This is a genomic window from Mesorhizobium sp. CU3 (assembly GCF_006442965.1).
Lineage (GTDB): Bacteria > Pseudomonadota > Alphaproteobacteria > Rhizobiales > Rhizobiaceae > Mesorhizobium.
This window is the reverse complement of sequence record NZ_VFWX01000025.1, coordinates 33445-48573: the sequence shown is the minus strand read 5'-3', so window position 1 is coordinate 48573 and position 15129 is coordinate 33445. Positions and strand designations below refer to the sequence as shown.

At 63.9% G+C, this 15129-nt stretch carries 21 protein-coding genes and 2 riboswitches; of the genes, 12 read left to right on the top strand and 9 right to left on the bottom strand.

Annotated elements, in window-relative coordinates; all coding sequences use genetic code 11:
* Positions 1-95: 95 nt before the first annotated feature.
* Positions 96-923 carry a chromate resistance protein ChrB domain-containing protein gene (locus FJ988_RS28775; RefSeq protein ID WP_140822431.1) on the top strand — a complete coding sequence of 276 codons (828 nt, stop codon included), beginning with the start codon at positions 96-98 and terminating at the stop codon, positions 921-923.
* Complete coding sequence (gene chrA, locus FJ988_RS28770) at positions 920-2317, top strand: chromate efflux transporter (protein WP_140822429.1); 1398 nt, start codon at positions 920-922, stop codon at positions 2315-2317. The genes FJ988_RS28775 and chrA overlap by 4 nt, the downstream gene beginning before the upstream one ends.
* 7 nt (positions 2318-2324) lie before the next feature.
* Here chrA and FJ988_RS28765 read toward each other — a convergent pair whose 3' ends face one another.
* A complete protein-coding gene (locus FJ988_RS28765; RefSeq protein ID WP_140822427.1) occupies positions 2325-3272 on the bottom strand; it encodes a DMT family transporter in 948 nt (315 codons plus the stop codon).
* Positions 3273-3433: 161 nt separating this feature from the next.
* A riboswitch (cobalamin riboswitch) is annotated at positions 3434-3642 on the top strand.
* 104 nt (positions 3643-3746) lie between these two features.
* Between FJ988_RS28765 and FJ988_RS28760 the strand changes: the two genes are divergently transcribed.
* Positions 3747-4040, top strand: a complete 294-nt coding sequence (locus tag FJ988_RS28760; protein WP_140822425.1) for a hypothetical protein — start codon at positions 3747-3749, stop codon at positions 4038-4040.
* Here FJ988_RS28760 and FJ988_RS28755 read toward each other — a convergent pair whose 3' ends face one another.
* From FJ988_RS28755 to FJ988_RS28745, 3 genes are read right to left on the bottom strand one after another with little or no spacing between them, the layout of a single operon-like run.
* Entirely contained in the window at positions 4041-4628 is a 588-nt protein-coding gene (locus FJ988_RS28755) for a hypothetical protein (RefSeq protein WP_140822423.1), read from the bottom strand.
* Between the two features lie 46 nt (positions 4629-4674).
* Positions 4675-5415, bottom strand: a complete 741-nt coding sequence (locus FJ988_RS28750) for a CbtA family protein (protein ID WP_140822421.1) — start codon at positions 5413-5415, stop codon at positions 4675-4677.
* Positions 5416-5461: 46 nt separating this feature from the next.
* Complete coding sequence (locus tag FJ988_RS28745) at positions 5462-5671, bottom strand: CbtB domain-containing protein (protein WP_140822419.1); 210 nt, start codon at positions 5669-5671, stop codon at positions 5462-5464.
* A 46-nt stretch (positions 5672-5717) separates the two neighbouring features.
* A riboswitch (adenosylcobalamin (AdoCbl) riboswitch) is annotated at positions 5718-5795 on the bottom strand.
* Between the two features lie 102 nt (positions 5796-5897).
* Between FJ988_RS28745 and FJ988_RS28740 the strand changes: the two genes are divergently transcribed.
* Positions 5898-6467, top strand: a complete 570-nt coding sequence (locus tag FJ988_RS28740) for a histidine phosphatase family protein (RefSeq protein WP_140822418.1) — start codon at positions 5898-5900, stop codon at positions 6465-6467.
* A 169-nt stretch (positions 6468-6636) separates the two neighbouring features.
* The gene (locus FJ988_RS28735) at positions 6637-6921 is read left to right on the top strand and encodes a PilZ domain-containing protein (RefSeq protein ID WP_140822416.1); all 285 of its coding nucleotides are present in this window, start codon (positions 6637-6639) and stop codon (positions 6919-6921) included.
* A gap of 55 nt (positions 6922-6976) precedes the next feature.
* On the opposite strand, the gene FJ988_RS28730 is transcribed toward FJ988_RS28735, so the two are convergent.
* Positions 6977-7504: a DUF6428 family protein gene (locus FJ988_RS28730; protein ID WP_140822414.1), complete on the bottom strand. Its 528-nt coding sequence runs from the start codon at positions 7502-7504 to the stop codon at positions 6977-6979.
* Positions 7505-7546: 42 nt separating this feature from the next.
* On the opposite strand from FJ988_RS28730, the gene FJ988_RS28725 reads away from it, so the two are divergent.
* The 3 genes from FJ988_RS28725 to arsC are packed head-to-tail and all read left to right on the top strand — an operon-like array spanning position 7547 to position 8996.
* Positions 7547-7897 carry a helix-turn-helix transcriptional regulator gene (locus tag FJ988_RS28725; RefSeq protein WP_140822412.1) on the top strand — a complete coding sequence of 117 codons (351 nt, stop codon included), beginning with the start codon at positions 7547-7549 and terminating at the stop codon, positions 7895-7897.
* Positions 7894-8592 (top strand): MIP/aquaporin family protein, encoded by a 699-nt coding sequence (locus tag FJ988_RS28720; RefSeq protein WP_140822410.1) that lies wholly within the window; start codon positions 7894-7896, stop codon positions 8590-8592. The genes FJ988_RS28725 and FJ988_RS28720 overlap by 4 nt, the downstream gene beginning before the upstream one ends.
* Positions 8589-8996, top strand: a complete 408-nt coding sequence (gene arsC, locus FJ988_RS28715; RefSeq protein WP_140822408.1) for an arsenate reductase (glutaredoxin) — start codon at positions 8589-8591, stop codon at positions 8994-8996. Before FJ988_RS28720 ends, arsC begins: the two co-directional genes overlap by 4 nt.
* A gap of 74 nt (positions 8997-9070) precedes the next feature.
* Here arsC and FJ988_RS28710 read toward each other — a convergent pair whose 3' ends face one another.
* The gene (locus FJ988_RS28710) at positions 9071-9961 is read right to left on the bottom strand and encodes a S1/P1 nuclease (RefSeq protein ID WP_281407762.1); all 891 of its coding nucleotides are present in this window, start codon (positions 9959-9961) and stop codon (positions 9071-9073) included.
* 290 nt (positions 9962-10251) lie between these two features.
* Between FJ988_RS28710 and FJ988_RS28705 the strand changes: the two genes are divergently transcribed.
* Positions 10252-10467, top strand: coding sequence for a hypothetical protein (locus FJ988_RS28705; RefSeq protein ID WP_140822405.1), 216 nt, complete (start codon positions 10252-10254; stop codon positions 10465-10467).
* Positions 10468-10553: 86 nt separating this feature from the next.
* Here FJ988_RS28705 and FJ988_RS28700 read toward each other — a convergent pair whose 3' ends face one another.
* Positions 10554-11447: a LysR family transcriptional regulator gene (locus tag FJ988_RS28700; protein ID WP_140822533.1), complete on the bottom strand. Its 894-nt coding sequence runs from the start codon at positions 11445-11447 to the stop codon at positions 10554-10556.
* A gap of 239 nt (positions 11448-11686) precedes the next feature.
* On the opposite strand from FJ988_RS28700, the gene FJ988_RS28695 reads away from it, so the two are divergent.
* Both FJ988_RS28695 and FJ988_RS28690 read left to right on the top strand, forming a co-directional pair.
* Entirely contained in the window at positions 11687-12082 is a 396-nt protein-coding gene (locus FJ988_RS28695) for a cupin domain-containing protein (RefSeq protein WP_140822403.1), read from the top strand.
* Positions 12083-12109: 27 nt separating this feature from the next.
* Positions 12110-13126 carry a zinc-dependent alcohol dehydrogenase family protein gene (locus FJ988_RS28690; RefSeq protein WP_140822401.1) on the top strand — a complete coding sequence of 339 codons (1017 nt, stop codon included), beginning with the start codon at positions 12110-12112 and terminating at the stop codon, positions 13124-13126.
* 69 nt (positions 13127-13195) lie between these two features.
* Here the strand turns inward: FJ988_RS28690 and FJ988_RS28685 are convergent, their stop codons facing one another.
* Positions 13196-14194 (bottom strand): DUF4034 domain-containing protein, encoded by a 999-nt coding sequence (locus FJ988_RS28685; RefSeq protein ID WP_140822399.1) that lies wholly within the window; start codon positions 14192-14194, stop codon positions 13196-13198.
* A 179-nt stretch (positions 14195-14373) separates the two neighbouring features.
* Between FJ988_RS28685 and FJ988_RS28680 the strand changes: the two genes are divergently transcribed.
* Positions 14374-14727, top strand: coding sequence for a hypothetical protein (locus FJ988_RS28680; protein WP_140822397.1), 354 nt, complete (start codon positions 14374-14376; stop codon positions 14725-14727).
* A gap of 6 nt (positions 14728-14733) precedes the next feature.
* Here the strand turns inward: FJ988_RS28680 and FJ988_RS28675 are convergent, their stop codons facing one another.
* A complete protein-coding gene (locus FJ988_RS28675) occupies positions 14734-15057 on the bottom strand; it encodes a DUF2934 domain-containing protein (RefSeq protein ID WP_140822395.1) in 324 nt (107 codons plus the stop codon).
* Between the last annotated feature and the right edge of the window lie 72 nt (positions 15058-15129).

The following is a 15129-nucleotide window of genomic DNA, read 5'->3' as shown; positions in this document are numbered from 1 at the left end:
ATGCGGTTAGATCGCGGCAAGGGGTTGATCGCGATTACCCCGTGAGGCGGCAGCCCAAGTATCGCGTCCACACATCCCGTCAGGGAGGGACGCTTATGCCGTCGAACAGTGAAATCACCGCCAATCAGCTTATGCGCCTTATGGGGCTTCCCGATGCGCCCGTCGTCGTCGATGTGCGCACCGAAGAAGACTATGCCGCCGACCCGCGCCTTCTCCCGGCAAGCGTAAGGCGGCCTTTTGCAACGACCGACAATTGGGCCGGCGAGTTCGCCGCGAGACATGTCATAGTCGTCTGCCAGCGCGGCCAGAAGCTCAGCCAAGGCGCCGCGGCCTGGCTCCGCCATCACGGCGTTGCGGCCGAGAGCCTGGAAGGCGGCTTCGAAGCATGGCGGCAGGCCGAGGGACTTCTCGTGTCGCCTGGCCAACTGCCGGAGCGTGACGCAAACGGCCGTACGGTCTGGGTGACGCGCGCGCGCCCGAAGGTCGACCGCATCGCCTGTCCGTGGCTCATCCGCCGCTTTGTCGACCGCAACGCCGTCTTCCTGTTTGTCAGCGCATCGGAGGTGCCGCTTGTCGCCGAACGCTTCGGCGCAACGCCTTTCGACATCGAGGGCGTGTTCTGGAGCCATCGCGGCGAGGGCTGCACCTTCGACACGATGCTGGAGGAGTTTGGCCTGCGCTGCGCCGCCCTCGATCGCCTCGCCATGATCGTGCGGGCGGCCGACACGGCAAGGCTTGACCTCGCGCCGCAGGCGGCTGGCTTCCTCGCCGCCTCGCTGGGCTTGTCGCGCATGTATCGTGACGACCTCGCGCAACTCGATGCCGGCATGCTGCTTTATGATGCCTTCTATCGCTGGTGCCGCGACGCGGTGGAGGAAACCCACAACTGGCCGGCCGGCAAGCCGGGCGAGGCGCGCGCATGACGGCCTCGATCGCAAACAATGACGGCCCGGTCGCGATGCCGGACGTGCCGTCGCTTGGTCAGGCGACGAAAATCTGGACGAAAATCGGCCTGCTGAGCTTCGGCGGGCCGGCCGGGCAGATCGCGCTGATGCACAAGGAACTGGTCGAGGAGCGCCGCTGGATCGGCGAGCAGCGTTTCCTGCATGCGCTCAACTACTGCATGCTTCTGCCTGGACCCGAGGCGCAGCAGCTTGCGATCTATATCGGCTGGCTCATGCATCGCACCGCCGGCGGTCTCATAGCCGGCATCCTGTTCGTGCTGCCGGGAGCAGTGGTGATGCTGGCCCTGAGCGCGCTCTATGCCGCCTATCGCCAGGTGCCTCTGGTCGACGCGCTCTTCTTCGGCGTCAAGGCAGCGGTGCTTGCCGTCGTCGTCGAGGCGGTGATCCGCATCGGCAAACGGGCGTTGAAGACGCGCGCCATGCTGGCGATCGCCGCGCTCGCCTTTGTCGGCATCTATCTGTTCCGCGTCCCGTTCCCGCTGATCGTGCTCGCCGCGGGTCTCATCGGCTGGCTCGGCAGCCGCGTCGCGCCGCATATGTTCAGCACGGCCGGCCATGCCGGTGCGAAGAGCTGCGGGCAGCACAGCGTCGGCATCATCGACGCCTTGTTCGAGCGCGGCGAATTGCGCCACACGCGGCCGACGCGCTGGCATCCTTTGCGCGTACTGGCGATCTGGCTGCCGGTCTGGCTCGGTCCGGTCGCCTTGCTTGGCCTCTTCACCGGCTGGTCGAGCCTCTGGACGCAGATTAGCGGCTTCTTCAGCCTGATGGCCGTCGTCACCTTCGGCGGCGCCTACGCCGTGCTTGCCTATGTCGCGCAGGCCGCCGTCGGCACCTTCCATTGGCTGACGCCGGGCGAGATGCTCGATGGCCTGGGCTTGGCCGAGACCACGCCCGGACCGCTGGTCATGGTGCTGCAATTCGTCGGCTATCTCGCCGCGTTCCGCGCGCCCGGAACACTGTCGCCCTGGCTTGCCGGCGGCCTTGGCGCGCTGCTCACCACCTGGGTCACCTTCGCGCCGTGCTTCCTGTGGATTTTCCTCGGCGCGCCCTACATCGAGATCCTGCGCGGCAACAAAGCCCTGTCGACGGCGCTCTCGGCCATCACCGCGGCGGTCGTCGGCGTCATCTTGAACCTCGCGCTGTGGTTCGGCCTGCATGTCGTGTTCCGTCAGGTGGTCGAGATCGATATGGCGGGGATGCGGCCGGACGTTCCGGTGCTGACTTCGATCGACTGGCGGGCCGCCTTGCTGTCGGCGCTCGCGATGCTCGCCTTGCTGCGCTTCAAGGTGGGGATGATCCCGACGCTGATCGGTGCCGCCCTGGCGGGGTTGGTGCTGGCCCACCTGTAGAGCAGGCTCACCTCAAGCTGATCAGCGCCGTGCCGGCGATGGCGAGAAGCGCGCCGGCCCAGGCGGCGGCTGTCGGTCTTTGGCCGCTGCGCAACCACACCATCGGCAGGATGATGACCGGTGTCATCGAGGACAATGTCGAGATGATGCCGACATTGCCGGTGCGCAGCGCCGCCATCAGGCAGGACATTCCGAGCGAGGTGCCGACGAAGGCGGAGAGCACGGCAAGCCCGACCGTGCCGAACTGGACGGCTTCGCGCTTGCCCCTGCCGAATGGCGTCGCGGCCAGCGCAATGAACAGGATCACGGCGAGGCCGGAGCGCAGCGCCATGGCCGTGAACGGCTCGACGCCGGCGGCCATGGCCGGCCGCGCCAACAGGGTGCCGATCGCCTGGCCGATCGCCGTCGTCACGCCGAGCAGGACGCCCGGCCACAAGCGTCCTGTCAGCGGCGGGGCAGGGGCGGTGCTGACCGGTACGGCGGAAGGGGTGACGACGGGCATGGCTGGCGCCAAGTCGCCGCGCCTGAGGAAGCGCCGCGGCATGCCGATGGCAAGCACGATACCGGCGAGCACCAACGCCACGCCCAAGGCCTGCCCGGGACGGATGGTCTCGCCGAGCACGAGATAGCCGAGCGCCAGCGCGAAAGGCGAGGTGAGCGAGAAGAGCAGGGCCGTGATGCGCGGGCCAACCGAATAGATGGTGGCGAAATAGGCCGTGCTGGCGATGGTGATGCCGGCGAAGCTCGATCCGGCAAGCAGCCAGAACTCCCTCGGGCCGATCGTGTGCCAGCCGCCGAGCGCCAGCGACACCGTGCCGGTCATCGCGAAGGTCGCGAGCATCTGCCAGCGGGCAAGCTGGAGCAGGGGAACGCGACCCCTGAGCTCGCTGAGGAACATGGAGCTCAGCGCGCTGCAGCAGGCGGCGGTGACGGCGAGGACTTCGGAGAGGGACATGCTCGGTTGCAGCGACTCAGGAATGCCGCAGGGATTGCTGATCCTTACGCCAGCCTAGGCTGTTCCGCTAGGCGGAGGCAGGCGACGCATCGCCGCTGGCCCAGTCGTCTTTGCGCTTCGCCGATGTCGCTTTCCGATGGACGACCATCACCTGCGGATGATTAGATCGCTTGGTTCAAGGTGCCCTTCGGCCTGAGTCGGCCTGAGGGATAATTGGGAAGCCGGTTCAATGCCGGCGCTGCCCCCGCAACGGTAGCGAAGCTTGCGTTCCGACGAGCAGCCACTGGGCGATACGCCCGGGAAGGTGTCGGAACAGGTCCGAGAGGACGGCTTCGAAGCCCGGAAACCAGCCTGGAACAGAGTTGAACTCGACTGATCGCGGTGGGCGATCAAGAGGCAGATGCGGATCGGCCACAGGCCTCCGTGGCTTTCCTCCATCACCACCAGGTTCAGTCCTCATCGGGAAGGACGAACATGGATAAGCACAACGACGGACTTGCTCCCGGCCGGCCGGAACGCCGCCGCAGGGCGCGCCGGGTCACCGTGGCGACAATGCGCGCCGTCTCGCCGCTGCCGCCGCCGGAAGAGGTGTTTGCCGACTGGCTGCTGTCGGTCCCGCATGACGCCGATCTGGAAACGGCGGCGCAGCGCAAGATCGCGCTGATAGACAGCCGGGGTGCGTTGCATCCCGATGTGTTGCGATTGCGCACCTTGCTGGCCGTCGTTGCAGGCACTGGCACCCAATCGACCCGCGCCGGCAATCTTTAGCTAAGCCGCGCGGGCTCGAGATGTGCCGAAGATCGACCATGCGGCGGCGATCAGTGCCGCGACCGTAGCGACCAGCACCGCCAGGCTCGGCATATGGAAGACCATGTCCCGCCATTTGGGCTCGACCACTGCGCCGGTGCCGAAGCTTTCGCCGCTGAACTGGCACAGGATCCATGAGGCGCCGCTACGCACCATGTCGGCGTCGATGGCGGAGATCAGCGCCTTGGCGTCGCGCTCGGCGGCGGGCATCGTCGCCATGTAGGTGAGCAGCGCCTTGGCGGTGGCCAGATAGGCGTGGCTGCACTCGTTGAATGGGCTTTCCTCGTCGCCGAGACTGCCTGGCATCAGGCCCCACAGACAGTAGGTGAATTGCAGGTTGCCGTGATTGTAGAGCCGCCGGAAGGTCGGGTCGGTCGCGGTCTGGCGCTGGGCCAACGCAAGGATGTCGCTGCGATAGCGGTCGATCACCGCCATCTGGCCATGGGTCAGGCTGGGGATCTGGATGCCGGGAGGAGGCGGCGCCGAGGAGCCGCTATGCGCCTGCGCCGGTGCGACAGCCGCAAGAGGTGGCCAGAGCGCCAGAAACACGACGGCCGCCAGTGCGCGGGACCTTGGCGGCCGATGCATGGGATATTCAGGCGTAGCGGCGTGCCGGGCTGCGCTGGTCGCGCGCCGCGACGACACGCTCGGCGACCGCGCCGAAGCCGAGCCCGACGACAGTCCACAACACCAACTGGATGCCCAGCGACGCGACACGGAACTGCCACAGCACGATCGCCGAGAAGTTCTCCGGCACTTCGTTGATGTCGGGCAGCGCCGCCTTTACCAGCGCGAAAACGACCAGGAAGGCCAGGCCCGCCACGATCGAGGCGTTCCAGCCGCCGAGCCGTGTCCACAGCCGTTGCGCCAGACCCACCGCCGCCACCATTGCCGCGATCGAGATCACGATCATGATGAAGAACAGTTCGGTCCGGTAGGCGATGGTCTCGGGGTTGCCGACCGCCGGCGGGTTCGCCGGATATTTCAGCCCCGGCACCACGATGACGGCGAGGAAGCCGAGTACGGCCAGCAGCGCCGACGTGCCGCGCGGCCCGAGCGAGCCCATTCGGCCATAGGCATAGGCGAAGACCAGCGAAAACAATCCGCCCAACGCCGCGCCATAGACCAGAACGCCGGTGGCAAGCCCGATGCCGGCCTGCGTGGCGCGGCTGACGATCTCAGGCTCCGGCGCTTCGCCGGCGGCCTGCGCCTGTGATTCTTCGAAGGCGATGGCCTTGTCGACCTGCGGCTCGCCGTAGACGCGCGCGAAGGCGAAAGCCAGAATCCCTGCGACCAGCCCGACAAGCATGCCGCGCAGCAAAAGTTTTCCAACCATGTCACTAACCCTTTATAGAAAACGAGTTCAGCTATGCTGAACCGTTTTAGTGGCAGGGGAAGCCGAGCAGGTGGCGACCGTCATGCACGAATTCGTGCACCGCCGTGCCGCGGATAAGCGACGTCGCGCCTTCTTCCGCGCCGACGAAATAGATCATCAACATCAGCAGCAGGCCGGCGAAGATGGCCCAGGGCAGAAGCTCGCGGACCGGAATCGCAACCGGACCGTAGCTTGGGGCGAAGGTGGCGTCGGACATATTGACCTCCTGAGGGATACTGCGTCCCGTTGTTCGACAGATGCTGCGGGATAAGGCCTGACTTTCGGCTTTCGCCGATCACAGTGGCGCGACCGTGCCGGACTCGCACCGGCTTCCAATCCCGTATCACGCTAAAACACTTGTCAGCACTTCGTTCGCCTGTCAACGACATGTGCGGTCGGCACGGCGTCGTGAGGCCGATTTTGACTAGGCCACAAGGGTTTTCATGCCGATACGCCTGACGATGATTGCAAGCGCGGCGACGCCCGGCATGCGCAAGGGCCGCTTTCCGAAGGACGAGGCGCTGGAGCCGCAGGCGCTCGAGCGCGCCCGCGCGCTTGCCGCATCGCTGCGCCGCGCCGACCGCGTCTGGGTAAGTTCGGCGCATGCCGCGCGCCAGACGGCTGAGGCGCTCGGCCTCCAGGCGACGGTCGAGCCGCTGCTTGCCGAGCAGGATTTTGCCCGCTGGGCCGGCAAGAGCTTCGAGGCGGTGCAGGCGGAGGATCCGGACGGCATGGCGGCCTGGTTCGCCGACCCCGAGGCCGCGCCCCATGGCGGCGAGCCGCTCGCCGCCGTTGCGCAACGCGGCGCGGCGCTGATCGAACGCCTTGCCGGCGAGAGCGGTCACACCATCGTGGTTTCGCATCCCGTCCTCATCCGTGCCGCCATCGTCCACGTTCTCGGCGCGCCCATCTCCTCGATCTGGAAGATCGACATCGAGCCGCTCTCGCTCACCGATCTGCGCAGCGACGGCCGCCGCTGGGTGCTGCGGGCCAGCGGGGTCACGGCCGATTGACCGCAATCCAGGCCGCGACGATGGGCGTTTCGCGGCAGGCGCGCCTCTCACGCATATACGGGTATGCTGATTTTAACGGCCGGCCGGAAAATCGATAACGGAACCGAAAGCTGCGGCTGCTATTGCATGCAGGTCAAAGCTTGTTGAAAGCATCCGGATCGCGCAGGACATGACCAGCTATCCCAAGGTCGAACGCCGCCTTCATGCACGCGAATTCGTGCTGAAGGACGCGACGATCGTGGCCGACAATGTCAGGATCGCCTGCTCGGTCAGGAACCAGCACGAGCACGGCGCGGAATTGCGCGTCGACCCGAACGCGCTGATCCCGGAACGCTTCCTGCTCGACGTTCCGGCCGACGCGATCACCTATCGCGCCGTCGCGCGATGGCGACGCAACGAGCGCCTGGGCGTTCAGCTTTACGCCAACGCGGTCCGGCTTACGCCGCAGGGATAGGCGTTTCGCTGGTTCCGTGAAACGGGTGAACCATTCTTGCGCGCGGTCTATTGCCTCAGCAGCACCCGCTGGCGCCGCAGCAGGCCGCGGTCACGGTCTTCTGTTCCTCCAGCCAGCGGTCGCGCGGTTTGCAGCTCGCCGGTCTTGGCGACAGCTCGACCTCGATGACTTCGCCGCAGAGCGAGGGGATGCCTGCCCGGTGCAGTTCCATGGGCCGGACGCCGTCGCTGACCTCGAAGGTCAATTTGGCAGACTGGTCGAGCGCCAGATGCTCGGTCACCTTGCGGATGATGGCGGCGAACCTGCCGGCCGGCATATGGACCGGGCCGCCTTGGTCGACATCCCACAGCTGGATGAAGATTTCCGTCCAGGATTCGGGATTGGCTCCGCAATCCAGCCCCGAGAAATGCCCGGCCTTGACCTCGGTGACGTGATAGCCCGGCCTCACCGGCCGGCCATCATAGCGGAACACGAGCGGCCGCTCCTTGTGGTCGGCTAGAGCTCCGAGCAGATCGCCGATTGTCAGGTCGAAGGGGTCCGTCGGCTGGGGATGCAGGATTTTCCGGTTGTCAGTGGAAAGCATGTCGGCTATTCCTCATTTCAACATTTCAAGGATTATTGAAATATGGACGAACGTCAAGCCCTCATCGCCTTTGGCGCGCTGTCGCAGGAAACCCGGCTGCGCTTGCTGCGGTTGCTAGTCATCGCCGGACCGGACGGCATCGCCGCCGGAGCCCTGGCCGAGAAAGTCGAGGTCTCGCCCTCCAATGTCAGCTTCCATCTCAAGGAGCTTGAACGCGCCGGCCTCGTGACGACCAGGCGAGATGCCCGCTCGATCGTTTACAGCGCCGAATACGACGCGCTGTCCGGCCTCATCCGCTTCCTGATGGAGGATTGCTGCTCGGGCCGCCCGGAGATCTGCGTGCCGGCGCTGGCGGCACCTTGCTGTCAGCCTAGCGACGGTGGTTGCCAATGACCTCTTACACGCTTTCTCGGCGCATCGCTGCCGAGGCCCTGGGAACCGGCCTGCTGGTCGCGACGGTGGTCGGCTCTGGCATCATGGCCGAGACACTCACCCACGACATCGCCCTAGTGCTGCTCGGCAACACGCTGGCGACGGGTGCCATGCTGGTGGTTCTGATCACCATCCTGGGACCGATCTCCGGCGCGCATTTCAATCCGGCCGTGTCGCTCGTCTCTTGCCTGAACAGGACGCTCGCGCGCAGCGATCTTGCGCCCTATCTGGCCACGCAATTTGCCGGCGGCATCGCCGGCACGATTGCCGCGCATCTGATGTTCTCGCTGCCGGTGCTCGATTTGGCCATGAAAGTCCGCGCCGGCCCGGCGCAGTGGTTCTCCGAGGCGGTCGCGACGTTCGGCCTCGTCGCGGTCATCCTCGCCGGTGCCCGTTTCGAGCTGAAGGCCGTACCCTGGCTAGTCGGCCTCTACATCACGGCCGCCTATTGGTTCACGGCCTCTACCTCGTTCGCCAATCCGGCTGTCGCAGTGGCCCGCGCGTTCACCAACACCTTCTCAGGCATAAGGCCGGTCGACCTGCCGGGCTTCATCGGCGCCGAATTGGCGGGTGCGCTGATCGCCATGATGCTCATGGGTTGGCTGCTGCGGCCGCAAACTCTTCTCCAGTCTAAGCCAGCGAAGGCCCAGCCATGACCGTCACCATCTATCATAACCCGGCCTGCGGCACCTCCCGCAACACGCTGGCGATGATCCGCGCCAGCGGCGAGGAGCCAGTCGTGATCGAGTACCTGAAGACGCCGCCAAGCCGCGATCACCTGAAAGAGCTCATCGCCGCGATGGCAATCCCGGTGCGCGGCCTGCTGCGCGAGAAGGGGACGCCCTATGCCGAGCTCGATCTCGGCAACGCCAAATGGTCGGACGAAGAACTCGTGGGTTTCATGCTGGCGCATCCGATCCTCATCAATCGCCCGATCGTCGAGACGCCCAAGGGAACCCGGCTTTGCCGGCCCTCGGAGGCGGTGCTGCATCTGCTCGACAATCCCGTGCGCGAATTCATCAAGGAAGATGGCGAGAAAGTCGCCTATGTGCCCGGGTAAGCTTGAGTGGAAGCATCCGCGCCGCCGATCGTCCAGGCAGTGCCTGCCTGGTTTCGACGGTGCGCCGCTGACTTCTACTTATCAGTCGCCAGCGTCTCGTTGAGCACGGCCGCCAAGTGCAGGCCGCCGAGCGCCAGCTGTTCGACGGCCACCGGCGAGAACTGGTCGAAATAAGCCTGGTCGAGGATCACCGCATGCGGATTGTCGGATTTGATGACCGTGCCCTTGGGCAGCGCGCGGTAGGCGTCCTCGGCCCTTTCGTGGCATTCGGCCAGCCATTTTTCCGGCGTCTGTTCGGCGGCGGGCAGCGGCGGAAGGTTCGGGATGATGTCGGTCTCGATGTCCGAGGCCACATTGCCCCAGTCGTAATATTTGAACAGGATCAGGCTTGAATCCCACACCGCGTGGAAGGTGGTGAGATCGCGATAGGTCGAGCCGTCGGGCTTGGGCCGGTAGACGTTGAAGGTCACCGTCAGCGCGTTGCCGCCCTGGTCGCCCTGGGTGCCGTCCATGCGCTCGACGCAATGCAGCGGCTGCGACAGGTCGCCGACCAGATGGATGACGAAGGCCAGCGCCATCCAGCGCTCCTCGTCGCTCTTGGTCAGGTCGGCGAGAATCTTCTCCTGCGCCGGCAGCGCCTTCATCAGGCAGGTGCCGAAACTCGCATTGTCCTTGCAGTCGCGCGCCGGATCATAAGCAGTGGCGCCGGCGCTCGCGTCGCCCGGCTTAGACGCCAGCGGAATGTCGACGAAATGCCAGTTCGACGTTTCCTTATGGGCGGAACGGTAGTTGTCGGCCCAACTCGCCACCGAGGCCAGAGAGACGGTCGCCGGTTCCTCGAGTTTCAAATGGGTGCGCAGCAGGCGCTCGATTGCCTCATAGGCGTCCTTGTTCAGCCGGTGCTGCGCAATTTCGGCGACCACCGCATGGCCTTCTTGGCCCCATGCCTGCGCCTGTCCGCACATAGCCGCGCTGAGAAGAAAAAAAGCCGCCGCAATCTTCCAGCCCATCGCCTTGCCTACTCGCCCTTGTCTGGGAAGTACAATACAGCATAATGTCACGAACAAGCAGATTCTGACCGCGGATTATGCGGAGTGCCATGTTTGCTTGGTCGGAAAATTTGTCAATTGATGCCGTTCGAGCAAAAATTTGTAGAATATTCACTTGTAGCTGGCGGCGGCAGCGCGGCTGCAGCAAATGATTTACCAAACAAGGCCGGCTGTTGAACTTTTTGCCGGGTTAGGAGTTTCGCGGAATGGACAGGTCGAGCAAACTACGAAACCTGAAGTTCGCGCAAGGCATGTTGCGGGAACTGCGCCAGCGGACCGAGGCCGACGGCGAGAAGCTGCTGACCTATTTGATCGACATGGCCTATCTCGAAGCAAGCGACCGTGTTCGGGCCAACTGGTCGCAAGACGGTGACGTCGACGAAGACACTGGCCAGGTGCAAAGGCGTGCCGCTCAAGGCTGAAGACCGGTGCCGGTCGCGCTGGTCGTCTTAGTTGCTGTTTCGCTGATGGCGAAAGCTGTTTGCGTCAAGAACTCCTTCGATCAGCTTCAAGCACGATGCCGCAACGCCTCCACGATCACCGCCAGCGCCGGCGAGATCTGGCGCCGGCTCGGATAGTAGAGGTGGTAGCCGGCAAAGGGCGGGCTCCAGTCGTCGAGCACAAGCCGTAGGTTGCCCTCGGCGATGTGTAGGCTGACGAGGTTCTCCGGCACATAGCAGATGCCGTAACCGCTGAGCGCCGCGTCGATCATCGGGATGGTCGAATTGAAGGTCAGCTGGCCGTCCACCCGCACGCGCAGCTCACGACCGTCGCTGGCGAACTCCCAGGCGTATAGTCCGCCGACGGTGGTCAGCCGCAGGTTGATGCATGTGTGCCCGACCAGCTCCTGCGGCGTTTGCGGGACGCCATGGCGGGCAAAATAGTCCGGCGATGCGACCGCCACCAAGCGCCAGTCCGGACCAATCCGCACCGCGATCATGTCCTTGTCGATGCTTTCGCCGAGCCGCACGCCGGCGTCGAAGCGCTCTTCGACGATGTTCTTCATGCCGTTGTCGCTGTAGAGCTCGACGCGCAGATCGGGATAGTCGCGCAGCGCCGGCTCCAGCTTCGGCCAGACGGTCGAACGCAACGCATGGTCGGAGAGTGTGAGGCGCACGGTGCCGCTCGGCTTGTCGCGAAAGGCGACCAGGCTGGCGAGGTCGGCTTCGATCTCCTCGAAGCGGGGCGCAAGCGACTGGTAGAGCCGCTCGCCGGCTTCGGTGGGCGCCACGGAGCGCGTCGTACGCGTCAACAGCCGCACGCCGAGCCGCGCTTCCAATTGCTTGATCGTCGAGCTCAGTGTCGATTGCGAGGTTCCAAGCAGCGCCGCTGCCTTGGTGAAGCTGCGTTCGCGCGCGACCGCCACGAACCACAGCAGATCCTTCATGTCGTCGCGCAGCATGGCGGCACCTCCAGTCGTCATTCATATCACAATCCGATAAGTCCATGCGGATTATTGGGCCTAATCGAATGTGCCGCGCTGCAATATGTTTCTCGCAACTGGCGCCTTCGGGCCGGGCTGCCGCCTGGCGCAGGTCGGAACGGTCGTCCCCGACTCCCGCAGGGTGGGCTGCCGCCATGCATGCATACCCGCCGGATCCGCGCCGCATCGAACGCATCTGCAGTTCAAGGAGACTACCCATGGACATTCTTCGCGCCGGCACCCGGCCTTCCGCCAAGGGGCCAGCAGACTGGTTCACCGGCACGGTGCGGGTCGATCCGCTGTTCAACCCCTTCGACGCCCAGCGCGTGCAGGGCGCGCAGGTCACCTTCGAGCCCGGCGCCCGCACCGCCTGGCACACGCATCCGCTGGGACAGACGCTGATCGTCGTCTCCGGCGTCGGCCGTGTCCAGCGCGACGGCGGCCGGGTCGAGGAGATCAGGCCGGGCGACGTCGTCTGGATCGCGCCGGGCGAGAAGCATTGGCACGGCGCGTCGCCGCAAACCGCGATGACCCATATCGCTGTCCAGGAGGTCAAGGACGGCAAGACCGTCGACTGGATGGACCATGTTTCCGACGCCGACTACGGCGCCTGACAATCCAATCCCGACAAGGAGAAAAAGATGCTTGCAACCGTTCTGCACAAGCCTGGCGACATACGCTGCGAGGAAGTCGCCGATCCAAAAATCCTGAAGCCGACCGACGCCATCATCAAACTGTCGGCGAGCTGCATCTGCGGCTCGGACCTGTGGCCGTTTCGCGGGCTGCAGCCGGTGAATGCCCCGCAGCATATGGGCCATGAATATTGCGGCATTGTCGTCGAGGTGGGCTCAGAGGTGCGCACCATCCGCCCCGGCCAGTTCGTCGTCGGCTCGTTCTGCCTCTCCGACAACACCTGCCCGCATTGCCGCTTCGGTTTCCAGTCGTCCTGCGAGCAGCGCGAATTCATGTCGGGCGCGCAGGCGCCTTATGCGCGGGTGCCGTTGGCTGACGGCACGCTGGTGGCGACGGCGGAAATGCCGCCGGCCGAGCTGGTCGCGGATCTGCTTGCCGTTTCTGATGTGCTAGGCACCGGCTGGTATGCGGCCGACGCGGCGCAAGTGCGCGAGGGATCGACCGTCGTCGTGGTCGGCGACGGCGCCGTCGGGCTGATGGGCGTGCTGGCAGCCAAGGAGATGGGTGCCGAGCGCATCATCGCCATGAGCCGTCATGAAAGCCGCCAGAAGCTGGCGCGCGAATTCGGCGCCACCGACATCGTCGCCGAGCGCGGCGAGGAAGGCATCGCGCTGATCAAGCAGTTGACCAAGGGCGTCGGCGCTGACTCGGTGCTCGAATGCGTCGGCACGGCCGAGTCCTTCGACCAGGCGCTGGCCGTGTCGCGCCCGGGCGGCACCATCGGCTATGTCGGCGTGCCGCATGACGTATCCCTCGACGGGCAGCGCCTGTTCTTCGGCCAGAAGCGCATGCTGGGCGGCCCGGCGCCGGTGCGCCGCTTCCTGCCCGACCTGATGGACCGTGTGCTGAAGGGCAGGATCAAGCCCGGCAAGGTGTTCGACCTGACGCTGCCCTTGGCTGAGGTCGCCGAAGGCTACCGCGCCATGGACGAACGCCGCGCCATCAAGGCCATGCTCGAAGTGTGAGTGGCCGTCCTATTTGCGAGGCCGGCGCATGCCCCGTTGCACATTGCGCCGGCAGCAGCTATCGGTCTGTTATTTCACTTGGATATGTCTCTCGGGATGCATCGCCCAGGTTGCGCAGATTATACTTTGACCGGGATAGTCCCAGGCCTCGACGATCGGCCGAACCTTGATTTGACTGTAAGCGATCGCGAAGTTCACCCGGTCTTCCGCGAGGCAGGAGAATTTAGCATAAGCATTGAGGTTCCATTGATCCGGGTATTGCTTGATAAGATCACGAAACCCCGAATTGATGTCTGTCCATTCCAGACCGAGATTTTCTACAACCTCTTTGCCGTATCTGGAGGCAACCCAGTATCCACGAGCGATGAATGATTTACCGTCATGAGATTTCGTGTGGTTGGTTATTCTAAATATAAGATCTTTCAGTTTGGATGGCTCTCCGCCCCATTTACTTTGGTAATGCGTGAATAAATTAAAGTAAGTTTGATAATAGTATGGTTCTTTATCGATTGCTTCAGAGATAAAAGCGTCAATGGATTCGTCGTCCCATCCCTCATATACGGCAGCTGTGCTCATTAGAGCATACCATTGTGGGTCAGCGGATGTCTTATTCTTTATATCTATCAGATAGTAGCGAAATCTCGTGTGGTATCGCATGTAGTCACGACGCTGTTGTTCGGTCAGGTTGGCCCAGTAGTCGTCCCCTCGCAAAACCCAGGCGTGATCATTAAGAAGCTGCGCATAGGTCAACTTGGCGGCAATTGAATTTGGCCTTGCATCTATCCAGGCCGATGCCAGGTTCTCAAGTTTGGCATAGGATTTTTCGTCCAGCCGTACGGTGGAACTGAAACTGTCGTAAAAGACAGTCAATTTCCAGATGCCGCTACTGGTTCTCTCGCGGGAGGTTCGGAATTCGTCAGCCATCGCATCGAGTGCGTCAAATTTCTCCGCCATGAACAGGTCAATCACGGATTTCTCCATTGCCCTTCGGTCGGCGAAATCATCAGCCTTGGCGAATTGAAGTCCTAAAAGAACTGCAAGAAATGCAATTGCCGGGAACAGACGCACTTCTTCCTCCGATTTTTACAATTGACCGAAAGTCCTCCAATCCAGTGGAGATCGTCTTAGAAAAATCGGAAAAATTGAAGATACAAAGAAAGTCCTGAAAACTGGGCGAAGCCGTTCAGTAAAGCGCGGTCCGTTCCGTCACAAGCATGAGGGTGCATCTGGCGATACACCTGGATGAGTTGGCCATCTATCTGCATAGCGGTACCGCCGCCAAGGGCGACGGCGCCGGTCACACCCCCACCTTCATCGCCGAGGATCGCCAGGGCCGCATCGTCGTCGGCTCGAGCAAGGATGCCTTCTTCTCGCTCGACCGGCTGGCGACCTTCCTGCTCGGCGCCGGGCTCGACATCAAGACGGCGCTCAACCTTGATGGCGGCCCCGTCGCCGGTCTCAGCGTGCGCTCCGGCAGCTACAGGCTGAAGCACTACACGAGGTGGGAAGCCCAGGTCGCGGACGGCAAGGTCTCGCTGCTGCAGGCGCCACGGGATGTGCCCTGGGGGATGCCTGTCGTTTTGACGGTGGGGCGCAGGTAGGGCGGGTCAGCTCCGCCGCTTCACCTTCAAGCTTCTCGCGGCTTGCTCGATCGCCACGCGATCATTGCCCAGCCGGTCGAGCAGTTCTTGCGCCTCGTCGCCGGAAATGCCGGTGCGCATGGCGAGCGCCTCGACCGTCAGCACATCCGCGCTGTCGATCTCGCCGGTTTCGGGCAGCACGTCACCTGCCGTCAGCGGCAGAGCCGCCTCGCGGTCGATCTCCATTTCGGCCTGATGCCAGTGCCTGTCGTGATTGCCGAGGATACCGCCCTCGCGCTGAAAGATCTCATAGGCACGTTGCTTGATCTTCTCCATCCGATCGTCGTCCATCGCCGTTCCTCCTTGCATGCCGGAAGAACGCAGGACAGGGCGGAACGATCCGCGTCGTTCGCGAAGTGATCG